This is a genomic window from Frankia sp. QA3 (genome assembly GCF_000262465.1).
Classification (GTDB): Bacteria; Actinomycetota; Actinomycetes; order Frankiales; family Frankiaceae; genus Frankia.
Genome location: NZ_CM001489.1, coordinates 3,312,147 through 3,330,826, shown reverse-complemented (window position 1 = coordinate 3,330,826; position 18,680 = coordinate 3,312,147). Strand labels below are relative to the sequence as shown.

At 73.1% G+C, this 18,680-nt stretch carries 17 protein-coding genes and 4 tRNA genes; 15 read left to right on the top strand and 6 right to left on the bottom strand.

Annotated elements, in window-relative coordinates:
• Positions 1 to 56: 56 nt before the first annotated feature.
• Complete coding sequence (locus FRAQA3DRAFT_RS13735; RefSeq protein ID WP_009739633.1) at positions 57 to 644, bottom strand: isochorismatase family protein; 588 nt, start codon at positions 642 to 644, stop codon at positions 57 to 59.
• Positions 645 to 760: 116 nt separating this feature from the next.
• Here FRAQA3DRAFT_RS13735 and FRAQA3DRAFT_RS13730 point away from each other — a divergent pair, with 116 nt between their 5' ends.
• Positions 761 to 1,570, top strand: coding sequence for a DUF3097 domain-containing protein (locus FRAQA3DRAFT_RS13730; protein WP_009739632.1), 810 nt, complete (start codon positions 761 to 763; stop codon positions 1,568 to 1,570).
• A gap of 97 nt (positions 1,571 to 1,667) precedes the next feature.
• Positions 1,668 to 2,522, top strand: a complete 855-nt coding sequence (locus FRAQA3DRAFT_RS13725; protein ID WP_009739631.1) for an N-acetylmuramoyl-L-alanine amidase — start codon at positions 1,668 to 1,670, stop codon at positions 2,520 to 2,522.
• Between the two features lie 162 nt (positions 2,523 to 2,684).
• On the opposite strand, the gene FRAQA3DRAFT_RS13720 is transcribed toward FRAQA3DRAFT_RS13725, so the two are convergent.
• From FRAQA3DRAFT_RS13720 to FRAQA3DRAFT_RS13710, 3 genes are all read right to left on the bottom strand, one after another.
• A tRNA-Val gene (locus FRAQA3DRAFT_RS13720) sits at positions 2,685 to 2,756 on the bottom strand.
• A 12-nt stretch (positions 2,757 to 2,768) separates the two neighbouring features.
• Positions 2,769 to 2,840: transfer RNA gene (locus FRAQA3DRAFT_RS13715), tRNA-Cys, on the bottom strand.
• A 42-nt stretch (positions 2,841 to 2,882) separates the two neighbouring features.
• Positions 2,883 to 2,955: transfer RNA gene (locus FRAQA3DRAFT_RS13710), tRNA-Gly, on the bottom strand.
• Positions 2,956 to 3,264: 309 nt separating this feature from the next.
• Between FRAQA3DRAFT_RS13710 and FRAQA3DRAFT_RS13705 the strand changes: the two genes are divergently transcribed.
• Positions 3,265 to 4,365: a chorismate-binding protein gene (locus tag FRAQA3DRAFT_RS13705; protein ID WP_035920965.1), complete on the top strand. Its 1,101-nt coding sequence runs from the start codon at positions 3,265 to 3,267 to the stop codon at positions 4,363 to 4,365.
• Between the two features lie 195 nt (positions 4,366 to 4,560).
• Here the strand turns inward: FRAQA3DRAFT_RS13705 and FRAQA3DRAFT_RS13700 are convergent, their stop codons facing one another.
• Positions 4,561 to 4,992, bottom strand: a complete 432-nt coding sequence (locus FRAQA3DRAFT_RS13700; RefSeq protein ID WP_009739629.1) for an SsgA family sporulation/cell division regulator — start codon at positions 4,990 to 4,992, stop codon at positions 4,561 to 4,563.
• Between the two features lie 437 nt (positions 4,993 to 5,429).
• Here FRAQA3DRAFT_RS13700 and FRAQA3DRAFT_RS13695 point away from each other — a divergent pair.
• Together FRAQA3DRAFT_RS13695 and FRAQA3DRAFT_RS13690 are read left to right on the top strand one after the other, a co-directional pair.
• Positions 5,430 to 5,501, top strand: a tRNA-Val gene (locus FRAQA3DRAFT_RS13695).
• Positions 5,502 to 7,173: 1,672 nt separating this feature from the next.
• Entirely contained in the window at positions 7,174 to 7,743 is a 570-nt protein-coding gene (locus FRAQA3DRAFT_RS13690; RefSeq protein WP_009739628.1) for an HIT domain-containing protein, read from the top strand.
• 5 nt (positions 7,744 to 7,748) lie between these two features.
• Here the strand turns inward: FRAQA3DRAFT_RS13690 and FRAQA3DRAFT_RS13685 are convergent, their stop codons facing one another.
• Positions 7,749 to 9,926 (bottom strand): elongation factor G-like protein EF-G2, encoded by a 2,178-nt coding sequence (locus FRAQA3DRAFT_RS13685; RefSeq protein ID WP_009739627.1) that lies wholly within the window; start codon positions 9,924 to 9,926, stop codon positions 7,749 to 7,751.
• Between the two features lie 167 nt (positions 9,927 to 10,093).
• On the opposite strand from FRAQA3DRAFT_RS13685, the gene pgsA reads away from it, so the two are divergent.
• The 10 genes from pgsA to ruvB all read left to right on the top strand — a co-directional run bounded on the left by pgsA (position 10,094) and on the right by ruvB (position 18,562).
• A complete protein-coding gene (gene pgsA, locus FRAQA3DRAFT_RS13680; protein ID WP_009739626.1) occupies positions 10,094 to 10,807 on the top strand; it encodes a phosphatidylinositol phosphate synthase in 714 nt (237 codons plus the stop codon).
• Positions 10,804 to 11,661 (top strand): phosphatidylinositol mannoside acyltransferase, encoded by an 858-nt coding sequence (locus FRAQA3DRAFT_RS13675; protein WP_009739625.1) that lies wholly within the window; start codon positions 10,804 to 10,806, stop codon positions 11,659 to 11,661. Before pgsA ends, FRAQA3DRAFT_RS13675 begins: the two co-directional genes overlap by 4 nt.
• Before the next feature lie 28 nt (positions 11,662 to 11,689).
• Positions 11,690 to 12,817 carry a glycosyltransferase family 4 protein gene (locus tag FRAQA3DRAFT_RS13670; RefSeq protein ID WP_009739624.1) on the top strand — a complete coding sequence of 376 codons (1,128 nt, stop codon included), beginning with the start codon at positions 11,690 to 11,692 and terminating at the stop codon, positions 12,815 to 12,817.
• A 102-nt stretch (positions 12,818 to 12,919) separates the two neighbouring features.
• A complete protein-coding gene (locus FRAQA3DRAFT_RS13665; RefSeq protein WP_051054348.1) occupies positions 12,920 to 13,552 on the top strand; it encodes a hypothetical protein in 633 nt (210 codons plus the stop codon).
• Between the two features lie 152 nt (positions 13,553 to 13,704).
• A complete protein-coding gene (pdxS, locus tag FRAQA3DRAFT_RS13660) occupies positions 13,705 to 14,637 on the top strand; it encodes a pyridoxal 5'-phosphate synthase lyase subunit PdxS (protein WP_035920961.1) in 933 nt (310 codons plus the stop codon).
• Positions 14,634 to 15,233 (top strand): pyridoxal 5'-phosphate synthase glutaminase subunit PdxT, encoded by a 600-nt coding sequence (gene pdxT / locus FRAQA3DRAFT_RS13655; protein ID WP_009739621.1) that lies wholly within the window; start codon positions 14,634 to 14,636, stop codon positions 15,231 to 15,233. Before pdxS ends, pdxT begins: the two co-directional genes overlap by 4 nt.
• A gap of 22 nt (positions 15,234 to 15,255) precedes the next feature.
• Positions 15,256 to 16,011 carry a YebC/PmpR family DNA-binding transcriptional regulator gene (locus FRAQA3DRAFT_RS13650; protein ID WP_009739620.1) on the top strand — a complete coding sequence of 252 codons (756 nt, stop codon included), beginning with the start codon at positions 15,256 to 15,258 and terminating at the stop codon, positions 16,009 to 16,011.
• 112 nt (positions 16,012 to 16,123) lie between these two features.
• The gene (gene ruvC / locus FRAQA3DRAFT_RS13645; protein ID WP_009739619.1) at positions 16,124 to 16,747 is read left to right on the top strand and encodes a crossover junction endodeoxyribonuclease RuvC; all 624 of its coding nucleotides are present in this window, start codon (positions 16,124 to 16,126) and stop codon (positions 16,745 to 16,747) included.
• Positions 16,744 to 17,409, top strand: a complete 666-nt coding sequence (gene ruvA / locus FRAQA3DRAFT_RS13640; RefSeq protein WP_009739618.1) for a Holliday junction branch migration protein RuvA — start codon at positions 16,744 to 16,746, stop codon at positions 17,407 to 17,409. Before ruvC ends, ruvA begins: the two co-directional genes overlap by 4 nt.
• 52 nt (positions 17,410 to 17,461) lie before the next feature.
• The gene (gene ruvB / locus FRAQA3DRAFT_RS13635) at positions 17,462 to 18,562 is read left to right on the top strand and encodes a Holliday junction branch migration DNA helicase RuvB (protein WP_009739617.1); all 1,101 of its coding nucleotides are present in this window, start codon (positions 17,462 to 17,464) and stop codon (positions 18,560 to 18,562) included.
• Positions 18,563 to 18,680 lie beyond the last annotated feature (118 nt).

The following is an 18,680-nucleotide window of genomic DNA, read 5'->3' as shown; positions in this document are numbered from 1 at the left end:
CACCGCATGGCCTCTGGCGTGGGCTCACGACACGCCACGGCCGTGGCGGCGGTGCCTCAGCCGACCAGCACACCCGCGTCCCGCATCGCCTCCACGGCGCGGTCCTCATCGCCCGGATGCAGGTTGACGAATCGGGTCTGGGCCAGCGGCAGCAGCACCGTCAGGCCCAACAGCCGCGCGTCCAGCGCGCTCTCCCGGACGCAGTGGTCGCCGGCCAGGCCGACGACGACGAGCGTCGACACCCCCAGCCGAGCGAGCCGCTCCCCGAGCACCGTCGCCGAACGATGCCCCGAAGCCGGGTCGCGAACGGAGAAGGCGGAGTAGCCGTCGGCCCCGTCCACCCCCTTGCGGATCACCTCGCCGGTCACGACCAGGTCGGGATGGAATCCGGCGCCCGCGGTCCCCGCCACGCAGTGCGGCGGCCAGACACCACCGTCGGTGACGAAGTGCGGGGTGCGCGCGGGATGCCAGTCCTGGCTGTAGAACACCGGGGACCCGGCGGCCACCGCGGCCGCGACCTCGGCGTTGACCCCCTCGATGATCTCCTCGCCACCGGCCACGTAGAGGCTGCCCGCCGGGTCGGCGAAGTCGTTCTGAACGTCCACGACCAGCAGGGCGATTCCCGGTCCGTAGCGTGCGGTCACCGCCGCGCCTCCCGTTGCTCCATGCAACCGTGTACGGGTATGCCCTCACTGTCGCATCCCGACACGCCCGCGTCGATATCCCTGATCATGGCGATCTGGCGGCCTAGGTTCGGAGGATGCGCAGCCGCGACTATGGCCGGGACGTCCTGGCGCCCGCCGCCCGCACCCGCCCGGCTCCACCACCGGAGGTCGAGCTCGAACCCGACCTGGTGGTCGAGGATGTTGCGACCGGCTTCTGCGGCGCCGTGGTCGGCACCGAGCACGGCGGGGTGACACTGGAGGACCGGCACGGCACCCGACGGGTGTTCCCGCTCGAACCCGGCGCCTTCCTGCTGGAGGGGCGCCGGGTCACGCTCGTGCGGCCCCGCCGCGCGGCGCCCGGCACCCCTGTGCGCACCGCGTCCGGTTCACTCGCCGTCGCCGGTCACCGGGCCCGCGTCGCCCGCGCCAGCCGCATCTACGTGGAGGGTGTGCACGACGCCGCCCTCGTCGAGCGGGTGTGGGGTGACGACCTGCGCATCGAGGGCGTGGTGGTGGAGAGCCTCGACGGCGTCGACGAGCTGCCCGCCGTCGTCGAGGCGTTCCGGCCGGGGCCGGGCCGGCGGTTGGGCGTCCTCGTCGACCATCTCGTCCCCGGGTCGAAGGAGAGCCGCATCGCGGCCGCCGTCGTCGGCGAGCACGTGCTGGTCACCGGGCACCCTTACATCGACATCTGGCAGGCGGTGAAGCCGGTGTCGATCGGCATCCCGGCCTGGCCGACGGTGCCCCGCGGCCAGCCGTGGAAGGAGGGGGTGTGCCGGGCGCTGGGCGTCGCTGAGCCCGGTGACCTGTGGCGCCGGGTGCTCGCCTCGGTCGACAGCTACACCGACCTGGAGGTGGGCCTGCTCGGCGCGGTGGAGCGGTTGATCGACTTCGTCACGGCCTGAAGGCGGTCCCGTGCCGCCCCGTTCGGGCGGGTTTCGCGCGTTCGCATACGGTGAGTGCGGACGGGGCAGCTCGACTTCGCCGCAGGCGGGAGACACGATGCCGGTGTGGATCAGGCCGTCGATGCTCGTCCAGATCGTCGGCGTGGTCGCCGTCGCCCTGGTGGCGGGGTTCGGCCTACGGTTCGCGCTGACCGGCTCGGACCAGCACGGCGCCCCCGTCCCCGCGGCCGCCGTCTCGCCCACCGCCGGCTTCTCCGCGACGGCCCTCGCCGGGCGCACCATCGTGCTCGACCCGGGGCACAACGGCGGGAACAGTCGGGCGGGCGCGATCATCAACCGGCCGGTGCCCGCCGGCGGCTTCGACAAGGAGTGCGACACCGTCGGCGCGGAGACCGACGGCGGCTACCCGGAGCACGCCTTCACGTTCGATCTCACCCAGCGGGCGGCCGCGATCCTGCGCTCCCGCGGGGCCAGGGTCGTGCTGACCCGGCCGGACGACGCCGGGGTGGGCCCGTGCGTCGACGAGCGGGCGAGGATCGGCAACAGCGCCGGCGCGGCGGCGGTCGTCTCCATCCACGCGGACGGCGGGCCCGCCGAGGGCCGCGGCTTCCACGTGATCGCGCCCGCGCTGAGCCCCGACCGGGCCAACGCGGCGATCCTCGCCCCGTCGAGCCGGCTCGCCGCAACCCTGCGGTCGGCGTTCGGCCGTGCCACCGGCCAGCCGCTGGCCGACTATCTGGGAAAGGAAGGGATGACGATCCGGTCCGACCTCGGTGGGCTGAACCTCTCCCGCGTCCCGAAGGTGTTCCTCGAATGCGGGAACATGCGTAACCGCGCCGACGCCGCGGAAATCACTGATCCGGCCTGGCGGGCCCGGGCGGCGAGTGGCCTCGCCGACGGTGTGACGGCGTTTCTTCTGGTCGAGGGTTCGCCGTCGTCGCCACCCCGCTGACCTGGCGACCACGGGGCGCGTCGCGGCCGAGACGGCCTGTGCCACAGGGGACCCGGGCAGGCGGGTCGTGGTTGCCGAGCCGGCGGTGAACCGGCGCCCGAACATGAAGACGGCCACTCCGAGGAGTGGCCGGTCAACCAGATGAAGTGCCGTTCTGCGGGGTGGGCGATACTGGGATTGAACCAGTGACCTCTACCGTGTCAAGGTAGCGCTCTCCCACTGAGCTAATCGCCCGCTATGGATCAGAGGCGGAGGCGGGAATCGAACCCGCGTACAGGGCTTTGCAGGCCCTTGCCTAAACCACTCGGCCACTCCGCCGTGGGAGGCCGCTGGTACAGACCTCAAGCCCCTCTGTTCCCGAGCGGACGACGGGATTCGAACCCGCGACCCTCACCTTGGCAAGGTGATGCTCTACCAACTGAGCCACGTCCGCGCTGCACCGGGCGTTCTTGGCGGTGCAGGTAGCACTCTAGCGGACGAACGGCCCCCGCGTCGAACGGCCCGCCAGACGTCGCGGGAATGTTGCGTTGGGTCAAGGAGTCCCACGTGAACATCGGGTTTCGCCCACGGCACGTCCACCGACCCGGTCGGCGCTCGGGCACGCCCCCACCCGCGGCCCGCCGGCCACCCGTCTGGCGGGGCGCGCAGCGGTTGCGGTGCGCCCCGCGGGCCTGGCTGAGTGCCTGCGGGCCCGGGGATCCGAGGCCGGCGGATCGTTCGGGAAGGCGGTAACGTGATCGGAATGAGCCGGACGAACGTGGGCGCTCCGGATCCGATCGTCCGCGGGTCCACGGCGGTCCCGCGGTCCCGGCCACCCTCGTACCTGCTCGCGGGCGACCGGCTCGCCACGGGCGTCCTGGAGATCAGCGATGATCCCGCGGTGCTGGATCGCGGCGGCTTCTGGGCCGTGGTCGTCGACTTCGAGGGCGCGCTGCGCTGCGTCCGGTTCGCCGACGTGCGCCCGGCGCCCGCCGCCGGTGCCGCGGCCCTGCGCCGCGGTCCGTGGCACGGTCCGGACCCGCGGTCCTGGACCACCAGCCTCGACCGCGCCGCCTACGTGGCGGGTGCGGTCACCATCCGGGAGCGCATCGCCGCCGGCGACGTCTACGAGGTCAACCTCTGCCGGCTGCTTTCGGCGCCGCTGCCCGCGGCCGGCCCCGGCAGCGAACCGGGCGAACCCGACCCCGCCGCGCTCGCCGCGGTCCTCGCGGCCGGCAACCCGGCCCCGTACGCGCTCGTACTGGACGTACCCGAGGCCGGCCTGCGGATCGCGGGCGCCTCGCCGGAGCTGTTCCTCGCCCGGGAGGGCGACGTCGTGCGTTCCGGCCCCATCAAGGGCACCGGCCGGACCGTGCACGACCTGCGCGACAAGGACGTCGCCGAGAACATCATGATCGTCGACCTGGTGCGCAACGATCTCGGGCGGGTGGCCCGGCCCGGCAGCGTCACCGTGCCGGCCCTGTGCGCCGTCGAACATCATCCCGGCCTGGTTCACCTCGTCTCGACGGTGCGCGCCCGGCTGCGGCCCGGGGTGGGCTGGCCGGAGCTGCTGGCCGCCGCCTGCCCGCCCGGCTCGGTCTCCGGCGCGCCCAAATCGAGCGCGTTGCGGATCATTCGCGAGCTGGAGCCGGGGCCGCGCGGTCCCTACTGCGGCGGCATCGGCTGGGTGGATGCCGACAGCGGCCGGGGATGGCTCTCGGTCGGCATCCGCACCTTCTGGTTCGGCGCGGACCGGCTGTGGTTCGGCACCGGCGCCGCCGTCACCTGGGGCAGCGACCCGCAGGGGGAGTGGCACGAGACCGAGCTCAAGGCCCACCGGCTGGTGGGCCTGGCGAGCGGCTGAGCCGAGGGGTCCCCTGCCGGCGCACAGACGACAACCCGCCTGGCCGGATCGAATCCGGCCAGGCGGGTGGGTGCTCGACGTGCGATGGGATGAGAACTGCCTCGGATGCAGGAGGCGATGGGGGAGGCGATCCCCTGTCGAACAGTGCCCGCACCGGCTTGCCGGGGTCGGGCAGCGATCCCGACCCCGGTAAGATCACCGCTCGGGACCGCCCCAGATCAGCAGAGCGAGTTCTGCATCAAGATCGATGATGTCGCTCTCGCCACCGAGGGGCACGGCGGAATACGTTCGCCGCAGGAACGCCAGCACCTCGGAGCGCGGCATCTCGAACAGCGCGTGCCCCGACGGGCTGGACAGGGACAGGCAGACGATCCGCCCACCGGACTGGGCGGCCGGCCACACCTGCACGTCGCCGTCCCCAGCCGGCCGACGCACGCCGTCGCTGAGTAGCTGGCGCGCGAAGGTCCACTCCACGACCTCGTCCGCCCCCGTACGGAAGCCGATGCTGATCGCGTAGGGGTCGGCCGGCTCGTACCGGACCGTCGCGGCGACTGGCACAGGAGCGCCGCCGGGAACGACGAGACGAAGGGCGAGTTCGGCGGTGATCGAATCGTGACGAATAGTCATCGGGCGGCCTCTCATGGTGCGTGGTGCGGGCGAGCACCCGTGTAACGGGATAGTTCCCTCTCCGAGTCCCGTTGGAAACAAGATTATGCCAAGACAACATCCGTTACGGCAGTTCGGGCGAGTTGCCCGGCCCGGAAGGGTGAACCTTTCCCGGGTAGATCGTAGATCGGTCGGCCGCCGGGATGTACCCCCACCGCAGGCGGGCGGATGATTACCATCCGTAGCGTCCGAACGTTCCCCCGAGCATCAGGCCAACCTGCCAAGGCCGTTCCACCTTGAGCCTTCCCCGTCCGGGTGGTTCTCAACCTCGGCCAGTCGCGGCGAACGTGACCCAGTCCGCTCACCGGACGGGACGGCGGACATCGGCGTATCCGTCCGGCGGGACCCCCTGCACCGGCCCGGATCGCAGCCGTGTAAGGTGGTCCTACCACCCGCAAGGGCGTATAGCTCAGTGGTAGAGCGCTGCCTTCACACGGCAGAGGTCCGTGGTTCGAAACCACGTACGCCCACGCGATCTGGCTTGTCATGCTGCGCACCCTTTGGGTGCTTGCCGGGGTCCCGCGGGATGTCTGCCCGGGGGGCGACCCCTCGGACCCCCCGGGTTTGGCGGGGTGGGAGTCCTGGGGTGGTTGGGCCGGTTTGGCGGTCGAGTGGGTGGGACTCCTTGGATGTTCGGGATCCCTTGTGCGTCGGTTCGCAATGGTCTGGTCTGGGTGGGGCGGCGGTCGGGGTGTTGGGCCGGTGAGGCTGGTCGGTCGGCTGGGCTTCGGGGCGTTCTGCCAGGTTGTGGTGGGTGGGATCGGGCAGGCGAGGCGGTGCCGGGGCGCGCTCGCCGGTAGGTCTGGAAGCTGCCTGGTGGCGGCCCTGTCGGCAGGGTGCGCGGTGGTCGGGGCGGTGAGGTTCGAGCCATCGGTCGCGGGGCTGGGTGGATTCGGCCTGGGTGGCGCGGGAAGCGTCCGGTGCGGGTGGTTCGTGCTCATGCTCGCGCCTTTGGGATTTGGTCGTCGGTGATCCGCACCGGTTTCCCCTTTGGTGTCGGTTCCTGGGGCTGGGGCGGCGTCGCCGTGGGGACGCATTCGCCGGGAGCAGGCTGGCGGTGGCGGACCCGATGAAGATCAGCTCAGCGGCCGGTGTCCGGCTTCCCACCAGCGCAAATGCCGCTTTTTTCGCGATCCGGGCGCCGTCGTCGGGCGTTGGCCGGACCGGAATAATCTTTCCATGACCCCACTTTGGTGCTATGCCGGGTGGGGGTGCTCGACGTCGGGCCCGCGGACGGGGCGCCCGCGCCGCCCCGACCGCCGTCTGGGGCGCGGTGACGAAGGGTGAGCATCGTCGAGTGCGGATCGGGGGGTCCGATCGTCTGGCCGGCCGTCGGGTGACCGCTTTTCCGGTCCCGGCGACTGAGAAGAGTGGCCCAGATACCGGAGGATCGTCCGGGCTCGGACGACCGTTTTCACCTGAGTGGGCTACCCCGGGTGGTCCGGAGCGGATGGTGTCCCCGGTTCGCTGATCGGCCGGCGTTCCCAGTGGCCGCCGTTCGCCGGGGCCGGCGGTGGCCGTGGGGTGGGGCGAGCCGATTCCGGCGGCCGTCGACGTACTGGTTGGCCCATCGTGGATCGGCATCGTTGTGCGTCCCGCCCCTTCGGTGAGGTGGTTGGTGGGCCCACGGGTTCAGCTCCGGCTCCGGCGATGTCCGCCCGGTATTTCTGGGCGGCATGAGACCGGCCCTGTACAGATCGGCTTAACACCCGCTAAGCTGATCGGGCAGGGCGTAGCGGGTCCCTTTTTGTCGACGCGGCTTCTCGCGGGGGGTGCGCTGGGAGGTCTCTCCCGGTCGCGGTTCCCTTCGGGTGCTCCGCCGCGGCGGCCGGGACGCCGTGGTTCGAAACCGAATACGCCACTCGGGGGAGACTGGCGGCGACCCCCCCACGCCGTCAGTCTCCCTCTTCATCTGCGGGTGCGCACCTGCGCGTGAGCGCCTTCGCCCCCGCCGGAGCCCCCTCATCGGTCCACGTCCTGATAAATTGGCGGGATGATGGCCACCCTTCGAGGGGGATCGTCCGATGGAGGTGGCGGGGTTGGCGCTGTTGGGCGCGCTCGGCCGTCCACACCCCGCCCGGCCGGCCCCACCTGCGGGCTCCCCCGGCCAGGCCGGGGCGACGAGGTCGTGGTGACCGCCCAGTGACCGCCGAGGTCTCGCCTGACGGGGTTCCGCTGGAGGAGCAGGCCGGGGTCGGCGGCCCCGACGCCTTCCAGCGGCTTTACACGCCCCACCGGATGGCTTACATCAAGGGTGAGGGTCGCGGCCGCGACGACGAATGCCCCTTCTGCTCCATTGTCGGCATGTCCGACGAGGACGGGCTCGTGGTCGCCCGCGGGAAAAGCGTCTACGCGGTTCTCAATCTCTATCCCTACAATGCCGGGCATCTGCTCATCGTGCCTTACCGGCACGTGGCCGATTATGCCGACATGGATTCCGAAGAAATTGTCGAGATGGCCTTTTTCGTGCAGCGTGCCCTGCGCGCACTGCGCACCGCCAGCGGCGCCCATGGTTTCAACACCGGCATGAACCTCGGACACGTCGCCGGCGCCGGAATCGCCTCTCACGTGCACCAGCACGTGGTGCCCCGGTGGGGCGGCGACACGAACTTCATGCCCGTGGTGGGGGCGACCCGAGTGCTGCCCGCCCTGCTCGGGCAGACCCGGGAGATGCTCGCCGACGCCTGGGTCGGCGCGGCCCCGGCCGAGTAGGCCGCTCAGCCGCTCAGCGCATCGGCGAGCTGCGGTGGCATCGGCTCGTAGCCGTGCGGCTCGCGATGGAAGCTCCCCGTTCCGTGGCTCAGGGAGCGCAGTTCTATCGCGTACCGGGACATCTCGCTTTCCGGCACCTCGGCATGCACGACGGTGCGGGTCGCGGCGAACGAGCTCGCGCTGCCCGGCGCCGGCGGCACCGGATCCATGCCGACGACCCGTCCCCGCCGGGTCGACAGGTCGCTGACCACCGTCCCGACGAACTCGTCGGGCACCGACACGTCGACGGCCAGCACCGGCTCCAGCACGACGACACCGCTACTGCGGGCGGCGTCGCGCAGCGCCAGCCCGCCGGCGATCTGGAAGGCCATGTCCGAGGAATCGACGCTGTGCGACTTGCCGTCGACCAGGCGCACCCGCAGGTCCGTCAGCGGGTGACCGGCCCGCACTCCCTGGGCCATCTGCGCCCGGATCCCCTTCTCCACCGACGGGATGAACGAGCGGGGGATGGCGCCGCCGACGACCTCGTCGACGAACTCGAAGCCGCTGCCCGGCGGGAGCGGTTCGACCTCGATCTGGCAGACGGCGTACTGGCCGTGCCCACCGGACTGCTTGACCTGGCGGCCCAGTCCGCGGGCCGGGGCCCGCAGAGTCTCCCGTAGCGGGATGACGGTCGGCACCCGGTCGACGGTGGCGCCATAGCGCTGGGCGAGGCGCTCCAGCACCACCTCCGCGTGGGCCTCGCCCATGCTCCACAGGACGAGCTGGGAGGTCTCCGGGTCCTGGACCACCCGCAGGGTCGGATCCTCGACCGCCAGCCGGGACAGCGCCGTCGACAGCCGATCCTCGTCGGCGCGGCCGCGGGCTCTGATCGCGATCGGCAGCAGCGGCTCGGGCATCGTCCAGGCGGGCAGGTGGCGCGGATCGTCGAGGCTGGACAAGGTGTCGCCGGTCTCGGCGGTGCCGAGCTTCGTCACCACGCAGATGCCGCCCGCCGGGCAGTCCGGCACGCTGTGCAGCACCGAGCCGTACGGGCGGGACAGTGCGCCGACCCGCTCGTCGTCGTCGTGGTCGGCATGGCCGGCCGCCGCCCGGCCGTGCCCACTGACGTGGACGGGGTCATCCGGGCGCAGCGTCCCGCTGAAGACCCGCACGACGGACATCCGGCCCACGTACGGGTCGGTGGTCGTCTTGACGACCTCGGCGACCAGCGGCCCGGTCGGATCGCCGGTACCCGGGTCGCAGGCCGAGCCGTCGGGCCGGGTCAGTGCCGGGAGGGGATGCTCCGCCGGCGCGGGGAAGCCCTGGACGAACAGGTCGAGCAGTTCATCCGAGCCGAACCCGCCGGCCCGTGCGGGGCCCCGCTCGCCGTTGTCGTGGCCCGCGCCCTGGTCGGTGAGCAGACCGACCGGCAGGACCGGGAAGAACGTGCCGTGGGCGACCGCCTTCTCCAGGTCGGCCAGCAGCAGGTCCAGATCGGGGTCGGCGCCGGACAGATAGCGGTCGAGCAATGTCTCGTCCTCGCTCTCGGCGATGATCCCCTCGACGAGGGCCGCGCGGGCGGCGGCGTGGCGGACGTCGGACCGACCTGACTCGGCCGTGGTCTCGCGCCGCCCACCGCGGCCGTAGTCGACGATCCGGCCGGTCAGCAGCCCCGTCAGTCGCATGCCGCCGCCTGTCGCCCGGTGGGGCAGCCAGGCCGGCAGCACGCCGGTGCCGAACGCGCGCTGGCATTCCTCGACCGCCGCGGTGAAGTCGGCCCGGGCATGGTCCAGATGGGTGATCGCGATGGCGCGCGGCATGCCGACCTCGGCGCACTCGGTCCACAGCAGTCCGGTCGCGCCGTCCACCCCGTCCACGGCGCTGACGACGAACAGCGCGGCGTCGGCGGCGCGCAGGCCCGCGCGCAGCTCGCCGACGAAGTCCGGGTACCCCGGGGTGTCGAGCAGGTTGATGGTGAGCCCGCGGTGGCTGAGCGAGCACAGGGTGAGGCTGACCGACCGGGATGGTCGGTGATCGGGGTCGGCGTGCCCGACGTAGCTGGTGTGAGCGAGCTGATGGTCGCCGTTCTGGCGCTCCGGCGGCCCGGCGGTGGCGAGCAGACGGTCCACCAGGGCCGTCTTGCCCGCGCCGGTGTGCCCCACCAGGACGACGTTGCGTACATCGCACGAGGCTGTTGACATCCTCGCCTCCTTGATCGGCAGGTGGGATCCTGCCCGTAACGGCAGAGTCCTCCCAGGTGACGTGGGGCACAAGCCCGAGGGGGGCCGTGGTCGGGAATGCACGGATCGTGGCGGCGGTACTGTGAAGACCGCCCGAAGCCGGGTACACGCGGGACGACGGGACGGACATGCTTGCTAGCAAGGCACGACCGCAGATCCAGAAGGTGCTCGACCCGGTGAGCCAGTGGGCCGCCCGGTCGTCGGTGTCGCCCGACGTCGTGACGATCATCGGCACCATCGGGGTGGCGGGCGCCGCGCTGGGATTCTTCACCCGCGGGGTGTTCTTCCTCGGCACGGTCGTGATCACCCTTTTCGTCTTCTCGGACCTGATCGACGGGGTGATCGCCCGAGCCCGTGGCATCTCCTCCAAGTGGGGGGCCTTCCTCGACTCCACCTCCGACCGCGTCGGCGACAGCGCGATCTTCGGCTCACTGATCATCTGGTATGCCGGCGACGGCGACTCGCTGCCGCTCGTCGTGGCCGCGCTGGTCTGCCTGGTGGCGGGCTCGATCACCTCCTACGTCAAGGCGCGCGCGGAGGGGCTCGGCTTCACCTGCAACGTCGGTTTCGCCGAGCGCGGCGAGCGGCTGCTGATCCTGCTGGTCGCCGCCGGTCTGTACGGCCTCGGCGTGCCCTATCTGCTGCCCGCCGCCCTGTGGTTCCTCGTCGGCGCGACCACGCTCACCGTCGTCCAGCGCGTGGTGCACGTGTACCGGCAGTGGTACCGCGCGGGTGATCCCCCGGCGCCGTTCGCGTCGACGGCGGCTCCCACCGTCCCGTCCGGGGCCACGCCGCCGTCCGGTGCCGCGGCCTCCGGGCGCGGGGCCACGCGGCGGCCGTGACCGAGGGGCGGCTCACCGACCTCGGCTACGCGCTGGGCTGGCGCGGTGTGCGGCTGCTGCCGGAACCGGTCGCCGCCGCGGCGTTCCGGCTGGGCGCCGACGTGGCGTACCGGCGCGGCGGGCGGGGGGTGCGCCGGCTGCGGGCCAACCTGAGCCGGGTGGCGCCGGCCGGCACCGACCTGGACCGGCTCACCCGGGCGGCGATGCGCTCCTACGCGCGTTACTGGCTGGAGGTCTTCCGCCTGCGCGAGCTCGGCACGGAGCGGATCGTCGGCCGGATGCGGGTCCTCGACGAGCACCTCCTGCGCGAGTCGCACGCCCGCGGCGCCGGGACCATCCTGGCGCTGCCGCACATGGGCAACTGGGAACAGGCCGGCGCCTGGCTCGCCGCGACTGGCGTCCCGTTCACCACGGTCGCCGAGCGGCTGCGGCCGGATTCGCTGTTCGAGCGGTTCGTCGCGTTCCGCTCCGCGCTCGGGATGGAGGTCATCCCGCTGACGGGCGGCGAGAGCCCGCCGTTCGGTCTGCTCGCCGATCGGCTGCGGGCCGGCGGGATGCTGTGTCTGCTGGCCGACCGCGACCTGTCCCGCACGGGCATCCCGGTGCGGTTCTTCGGCGCCACGGCCACGATGCCGCGCGGACCCGCCGCGCTGGCGCTGGCCACCGGAGCGACGCTGCTGCCGGTCACGCTCTGGTTCGACCGGGACGGATGGAGCGCACGGATCCACCCCGCGGTGCGGCCGAGCGCCGTCGCGACGATGACCCAGGACCTCGCCGACGCCTTCGCCGCCGGCATCGCCGCCCATCCCGCCGACTGGCACATGCTCCAGCGCGTCTGGCGCGACGAGGCATGACCCCGCCCGGTCGCCCCCCGGCGGCACCGTGAAGATCGGCCTGGCCTGCCCCTACACGTGGGACGTCCCCGGCGGGGTCCAGGTGCACGTGCGGGACCTCGCCGAAGCCCTGCTCGCGGCGGGGCACGAGGTCTCGGTCATCACCCCGGTCGACGACGAGCAGACCCTGCCGTCCTACGCCGTCGACGCGGGCCGGGCGCTGCCGGTGCCCTACAACGGCTCGGTCGCCCGGCTGCTGATGGGTCCGGTCTCCGCCGCCCGGGTCCGCCGCTGGCTGCGCGAGCACGACTTCGACGTCCTGCACGTGCACGAGCCCACCGCGCCGAGCGTCAGCCTGCTGGCCTGCATGCTCGCCGACGGGCCGATCGTGGCGACCTTCCACACCGCCAACCCCCGCTCGCGGGTCCTGACCGCCGCGCAGGGCGCACTGCAGCCGTCCTTCGAGAAGCTGCGCGCCCGCATCGCCGTCTCCGAGGCCGCTCGGCGCACGCTCGTGGAGCATCTCGGCGCCGACGCCATCCTGATCCCCAACGGGGTCGCGGCGGCGCACTTCGCCGACGCCCGGCCGCTGCCCGGCTACGACGACGGGCGGCCCACCGTCGCCTTCCTCGGCCGCATCGACGAGCCACGCAAGGGCCTCGACGTGCTGCTGGCCGCGATGCCGCAGCTTGCGGCCCGGATCGACGACGCGCGCCTGCTCGTCGCCGGGCCCGGGGACGTCGCCGCGGTGCGCGCGCGGCTGGAACCGCAGCTGCGGAACCGGGTCGAGCTGCTGGGCCTCGTCTCCGACGCCGACAAGCCGCGGGTGTTCGCCTCCGGTCAGGTGTACTGCGCCCCGAACACCGGCCAGGAGAGCTTCGGGATCGTGCTGTTGGAGGCGATGGCGGCCGGGACCGCCGTGGTGGCCAGCGACATCGACGCGTTCCGCCGGGTGCTCGACGACGGTCGCGCCGGGCGGCTGTTCGACGTCGGCGATCCCGTACAGCTGGCCGCCACCCTCGCCGACGTGCTCACCGATCCCGCCGGGGCCGCCGGGCTGGTCCGGCGGGGCCGGGCGGTCGTCGAGACGTACGACTGGCGGACCATCGCCGAGCGCATCGTCGGCGTCTACCAGATGGTCTCCGGGGACCGGCGGGTGTCGCTCGCGTCGACGTAGCCGGGCGGGCGGCCGCGGGCTCGGCACGGTCCCGGCGGTGGGCGGGTGGGAGGGCTGGTACCGGCGGCAGGTCACATCCGTGCGTTGGCTACGCTGCGCGAGATGACCGTCCTCGTGGTGGTGGTCGCCCTGGTGGTGGCGATCGCGACCTATCTGACCTGGCTGGCCCGCCGGCTCGACCGGCTCGCCGCCCGGGTGGCGGACGCCAGCGGCGGTCTGGTCACCCAGCTCGTCGCCCGTGCAGACGCCGCGGCGCAGCTCGCCGAGCGCTGCGGTCTCGACGAGCTGGCGGCCAGTGCCGGGCGGGCACGGGCGACCTACCCGGCCCTGCTCGCCGGCGCCCCCCTGGACGCCGCGGTCGAGCTGGCCGAGAACGCGCTGAGCCGGTCCCTGCGCTCCGCCGAGGTCGCGGCGGCCGGGCAGCGTTTCCCTGTCGAGCTGCACGCGGTCGACTCCGGGGCGGCCCGGGTGGCGCTGGCCCGGCAGTTCCACAACGACGCGGTCCGCGACCAGCGGGCGCTCGCGGGTCGTCGGGTGGTCCGGGTGCTTCACCTGTCCGGCCGCCGCCCGCCGCCCGGCTACTTCGAGATCGACGACGCCCTGCCGGTCCGCGAGGAGCCCTGGCCGCGTCTCGTCGAGGGCTCGGCGCACGGCGGCGACGGGCCCGGCCGCGAGGACCGACCGGGGCGCGACGGGCCGCTCGGGCGCGGAGATCGGCCGGGCCTGGCCTCCTGAGCCGCCCGGCCCACGCGGCATGCGCCGTACGATGGGGAACCGACCCACCCGCACGGGAATCACCTGGCTGGGTATCCGACATGCAGGTGTGCCTGACATGGCGGAGCCGGCCGGCCGTGGCGCCCGACTGGAGCGAAAAGAGACGGCACATCATGTCCCAGGGCCAGACTGCCGCCACCGCCGGCCCGGCGACCGACTCCGCCCGGCATGCCGGCACCGCCCGCGTCAAGCGCGGCATGGCGGAGATGCTCAAGGGCGGCGTGATCATGGATGTGGTCACGGCCGAGCAGGCGCGCATCGCCGAGGATGCCGGCGCCGTCGCGGTGATGGCCCTGGAGCGGGTGCCCGCCGACATCCGCGCCCAGGGTGGCGTCGCCCGGATGAGCGACCCGGACATGATCTCGGAGATCATCGAGGCCGTGTCCATCCCGGTCATGGCGAAGGCCCGGATCGGGCACTTCGTCGAGGCGCAGGTGCTCCAGGCCCTCGGGGTGGACTACGTCGACGAGTCCGAGGTGCTCACCCCGGCAGACCCGCACCACCACATCGACAAGTGGTCCTTCACGGTGCCGTTCGTCTGCGGGGCGACCAACCTCGGCGAGGCGCTGCGCCGCATCGCCGAGGGGGCGGCGATGATCCGTTCCAAGGGTGAGGCGGGCACCGGCGAGGTGTCCAACGCCGTGGTGCACATGCGCACCATTCGCGCCGAGATCGGCCGGCTGTCGGCGCTGCCCGCGGAGGAGCTCTACGCCGCGGCCAAGGAGCTGCGCGCGCCGGTCGAGCTGGTTGCCGAGGTGGCCCGGCTCGGGCATCTGCCCGTCGTGCTGTTCACCGCCGGCGGCATCGCCACCCCGGCGGACGCGGCGCTGATGATGCAGCTCGGCGCGGACGGGGTGTTCGTCGGCTCCGGGATCTTCAAATCGGGCGACCCGGCGCGGCGCGCCCGTGCGATCGTCGAGGCCACCACGATGTTCAACGACCCCGACGTCCTGGTGAAGGTGTCGCGGGGCCTGGGTGAGGCGATGGTCGGCATCAACGTCGCCGAGCTCCCGCCGGCGGCCCGTTACGCCGACCGCGGCTGGTGAGCGGCCCGCGGATCGGCATCCTCGCGCTGCAGGGGGACGTGCGGGAACACGCTCGGGCGCTGAGCGCGGCCGGCGCGCGGCCGGTGGAGGTCCGCCGCCTAGCCGAGCTCGCCGCGGTGGACGGTCTGGTCCTGCCCGGCGGTGAGTCCACGACGATCGGCCGGCTGCTGCGGGTCTTCGAGCTGCTGGAGCCGCTGCGGGCCGCGGTCGTGGCGGGCCTGCCCGTGTTCGGCTCGTGTGCTGGCATGATCCTGCTTGCGCGGGACGTCGTGGACGGCCGGCCGGACCAGCCGCTGATCGGCGGGTTGGACATGGTCGTCCGGCGCAACGCCTTCGGCCGGCAGGTCGACTCGTTCGAGGTCGACCTCGACGTCGTCGGCGTGGAGGGGCCGCCTGTGCACGCGGTCTTCATCCGAGCACCATGGGTAGACAAGGCGGGCGATGCGGTCGAGGTCCTGGCTCGCGTCGCCGAGGCGCCGGTGGCGGTTCGTCAGGGCCCGCTGCTGGCCACCGCGTTCCATCCGGAGCTGACCGGTGACTCCAGGATGCACCGGCTATTCGTCGACATTGTGCGATCTTCCGGATCCGGTCGGTGATCGCGAGTAAGAGGGGCAGGACATGAGCGGTCACTCCAAGTGGGCGACCACGAAGCACAAGAAGGCGGTCATCGACGCCCGGCGGGGCAAGCTGTTCGCCAAGCTGATCAAGACGGTGGAGGTCGCCGCCAAGACGGGCGGCGGCGACCCGGCGGGCAACCCGACGCTGGCCGACGCCATCGCCAAGGCCAAGTCGCAGTCCGTGCCGAACGACAACATCGAGCGGGCGGTCAAGCGGGGCTCCGGCGAGCTCGCCGGCGGGGTGAACTACGAGAACATCACCTACGAGGCGTACGGGCCGAACGGCGTCGCGATCCTCGTCGAGTGTCTGACCGACAACCGCAACCGGGCCGCCTCCGACGTCCGCGTGGCGATCACCCGTAACGGCGGCACGGTGGCCGACCCCGGCTCGGTGTCCTACCTGTTCAACCGCAAGGGCGTCGTGCTGCTCACGAAGACCGCGGGGCTCACCGAGGACGACGTGCTGCTCGCCGTGCTCGACGCGGGCGCCGAGGAGGTCAACGACCTCGGCGACGCCTTCGAGGTCATCTCCGAGGCCACCGACCTGCACACGGTGCGGGTGGCGGCCACCGACGCCGGTCTGGAGATCACCTCCGCGGACATCTCCTGGCTGCCGAGCGTGAGCGTGCCGCTGGACGCCGAGCCCGCGGCCAAGGTGCTCAAGCTCGTCGAGGCGGTCGAGGATCTCGACGACGTCCAGAACGTCTGGTTCAACGGCGACATCTCCGACGACGTCATGGAGCTCGTCAGCAGCTGACCAGGCGCCGTCACGCCCGAGGCGATCTGTTGGGCGTGTCGTGGATGTCCGGTTGCGTCAACCGATCTACCATCGAACGAGTGTTCTTGTCGGCGTGTGGTCGGGAGGGTGGATGCGGGTGTTGGGCGTCGATCCCGGGCTGACCCGGTGCGGCCTGGGGGTCGTCGACGGCGCCCTCGGTTCCCGCGCCCGCCTGGTCGAGGTGGGGGTGGTGCGTACGCCGGCCGGCGCCGAGGTGGCCGACCGGCTGCGGGCCGTCGCTGACGGGATCGACGCCTGGCTGGACCGTACCCGCCCGGAAGCGGTCGCGGTCGAGAAGGTCTTCAGCCAGGCCAACGTGCGCACGGTGATGGGCACGGCCCAGGCCGGCGCGGTAGCGATCATGCTCGCCGCGCGGCGCGACCTGCCGGTGGGCCTCTACACGCCCAGCGAGGTCAAGGCCGCGGTCACCGGCAGTGGGCGGGCCGACAAGGCCCAGGTCGGGTTCATGGTCACCCGGCTGCTGGGGCTGACCGAGGTGCCGCGGCCGGCCGACGCCGCCGACGCGCTGGCCCTGGCGCTGTGCCACCTGTGGCGGGGCCCGGCGCTGGCCCGGCTGCACTCGGCGGCCCCCGCCACGCCCGTGCGCCGCCCGGCGGGCCGGCCCGCCCCGGTGGCGGGAACGGCCCGGGCGGTTGGCACGGGTGGGGCGGTTGGCACGGGCGGGGTCGAGTCCGTCGACGGGGGCGCGTCGTGATCGCCTCGCTGTCCGGCACCGTCACGGTGCTCGGGCCGCTGTCCGCCGTCGTCGAGGTGGGCGGGGTCGGCCTGCTCGTCCAGTGCACCCCGGCGACCCTGGCCCGGCTGCGCGTCGGCGAACCGGCCAGCCTCGCCACCACTCTCGTCGTGCGCGAGACGGAGCTGACCCTCTACGGGTTCGCCGACACCGATGCCCGCGACGTCTTCGAGATCCTGCAGGCCGCGGCCGGGGTGGGGCCGAAGCTGGCCCAGGCCGTCCTCGGCGTGCACGATCCGGACACGGTCCGCCGCGCGGTCGCGGAGGAGGATCTCGCGGCGCTCACCAAGGTGCCCGGGATCGGGCGCAAGGGCGCCCAGCGAATCGTCCTGGACCTGCGCGACCGCCTCGGCCCACCGCGCGGCGCCACCATGCCCGGACCCCGGGTGACGGCCGCCGATCTCGGGGCCGGCGGGGTCGAGGCGGGCGGGGTCGCGGACACCGTGCGCGAGGCGTTGACCGGGCTGGGCTACTCGGCGCGGGAGGCCGACGACGCGGTGTCCCGTGCGCTGGCCGTGCTGGCCGCGCCCCCGGATGGCCCCGACGGCCCCGACCGGCCGGCCGGCGCCGCGCCCGACGCGGCGACGCTGCTGCGGGCCTGCCTGGCCGTGCTGCGCCGATGACCGCGCCGGGGGGAGCGGGGCTGGGCGCCGGTGGGGCGCCCGGGGGCGGCGCATGAGCGCCGACGGCCTCGTCTCGGCCGCCGCGAGCGCCGAGGAGCAGGCGTTCGAGGCCGGGCTGCGCCCGCGCACGCTCACCGAGTTCGTCGGCCAGCGCAAGGTGCGGGAGCAGCTCTCGATCATGCTGGAGGGGGCGCAGGCTCGCGGGCGCCCGCCGGACCACGTCCTGCTGTCCGGCCCGCCGGGCCTGGGCAAGACCAGTCTCGCGATGATCATCGCGGAGGAGTTGGCGGTGCCGCTGCGGATGACCAGCGGCCCGGCGATCGAACGGGCCGGCGACCTCGTCGCAATCCTCACCGCCCTGTCCCCCGGGGAGGTGCTGTTCCTCGACGAGATCCACCGGATCGCCCGCCCCGCCGAGGAGCTGCTCTACGCCGCGATGGAGGACTTCCGGGTCGATGTGATCCTGGGCAAGGGGCCGGGGGCGACCGCGATCCCTCTCGACGTCGCACCATTCACGCTGGTCGGCGCCACGACCCGGTCGGGGCTGCTGACGGGTCCGCTGCGCGACCGCTTCGGGTTCACCGCCCACCTGGACTTCTACGCCCCCGACGAGCTCGTCCGGGTGCTGACCCGCTCGGCGGGCCTGCTCGGCGTCAGCCTCACCGAGGACGGCGCGGCCGAGGTCGCCGGACGCTCCCGGGGCACCCCTCGCATCGCCAACCGGCTGCTGCGCCGGGTGCGCGACTACGCCGAGGTGCGCGCCGACGGGGTGGTCACCCGGGACGTCGCCCGGGCGGCACTGCGGATCTACGACGTGGACGGGCTGGGGCTCGACCGCCTCGACCGGGCCGTGCTGGAGGCACTGGTCGGCCGCTTCGGCGGGGGTCCGGTCGGGCTCACCACGCTGGCCGTGTCGGTGGGGGAGGAGCCGGAGACGGTCGAGGACGTGGCCGAGCCGTTCCTGCTGAGGGCCGGCCTGCTGATCCGCACCTCCCGCGGCAGGGTCGCCACCCCCGCCGCCTTCGAGCACCTCGGGCTCGAACCGACCGCCGAGCCGCTCGGCCGCAGCCAGGCCCCGCTCTTCCCCGACAGCGGCCTGCTTCCCGACAGCGGCCTGCTTCCCGACGACGGACTGCTTCCCGACGACGGCTGAGCGGCGGCCCACCGGGCGGCCCACCACCGCCCACCACGCGACGCCACGGTGCCGGTATAAAGCGGACACCACGGCCCTGCCCACCGGCGGCATCCGCTCGATACGTACGATCGCCGCA

What these genes read in the sequence shown, in the direction of transcription:
- ruvB (WP_009739617.1), top strand. Translation starts at nt 17,462, where the DNA reads ATGAGCGCCGACGGCCTCGTCTCGGCCGCCGCGAGCGCCGAGGAGCAG.
- ruvC (WP_009739619.1), top strand. Translation starts at nt 16,124, where the DNA reads ATGCGGGTGTTGGGCGTCGATCCCGGGCTGACCCGGTGCGGCCTGGGG.
- FRAQA3DRAFT_RS13665 (WP_051054348.1), top strand. Translation starts at nt 12,920, where the DNA reads ATGACCGTCCTCGTGGTGGTGGTCGCCCTGGTGGTGGCGATCGCGACC.
- FRAQA3DRAFT_RS13650 (WP_009739620.1), top strand. Translation starts at nt 15,256, where the DNA reads ATGAGCGGTCACTCCAAGTGGGCGACCACGAAGCACAAGAAGGCGGTC.
- FRAQA3DRAFT_RS13685 (WP_009739627.1), bottom strand. Translation starts at nt 9,926, where the DNA reads ATGTCAACAGCCTCGTGCGATGTACGCAACGTCGTCCTGGTGGGGCAC.
- FRAQA3DRAFT_RS13725 (WP_009739631.1), top strand. Translation starts at nt 1,668, where the DNA reads ATGCCGGTGTGGATCAGGCCGTCGATGCTCGTCCAGATCGTCGGCGTG.
- pdxS (WP_035920961.1), top strand. Translation starts at nt 13,705, where the DNA reads ATGTCCCAGGGCCAGACTGCCGCCACCGCCGGCCCGGCGACCGACTCC.
- FRAQA3DRAFT_RS13700 (WP_009739629.1), bottom strand. Translation starts at nt 4,992, where the DNA reads ATGACTATTCGTCACGATTCGATCACCGCCGAACTCGCCCTTCGTCTC.
- FRAQA3DRAFT_RS13730 (WP_009739632.1), top strand. Translation starts at nt 761, where the DNA reads ATGCGCAGCCGCGACTATGGCCGGGACGTCCTGGCGCCCGCCGCCCGC.
- pgsA (WP_009739626.1), top strand. Translation starts at nt 10,094, where the DNA reads ATGCTTGCTAGCAAGGCACGACCGCAGATCCAGAAGGTGCTCGACCCG.
- FRAQA3DRAFT_RS13705 (WP_035920965.1), top strand. Translation starts at nt 3,265, where the DNA reads ATGAGCCGGACGAACGTGGGCGCTCCGGATCCGATCGTCCGCGGGTCC.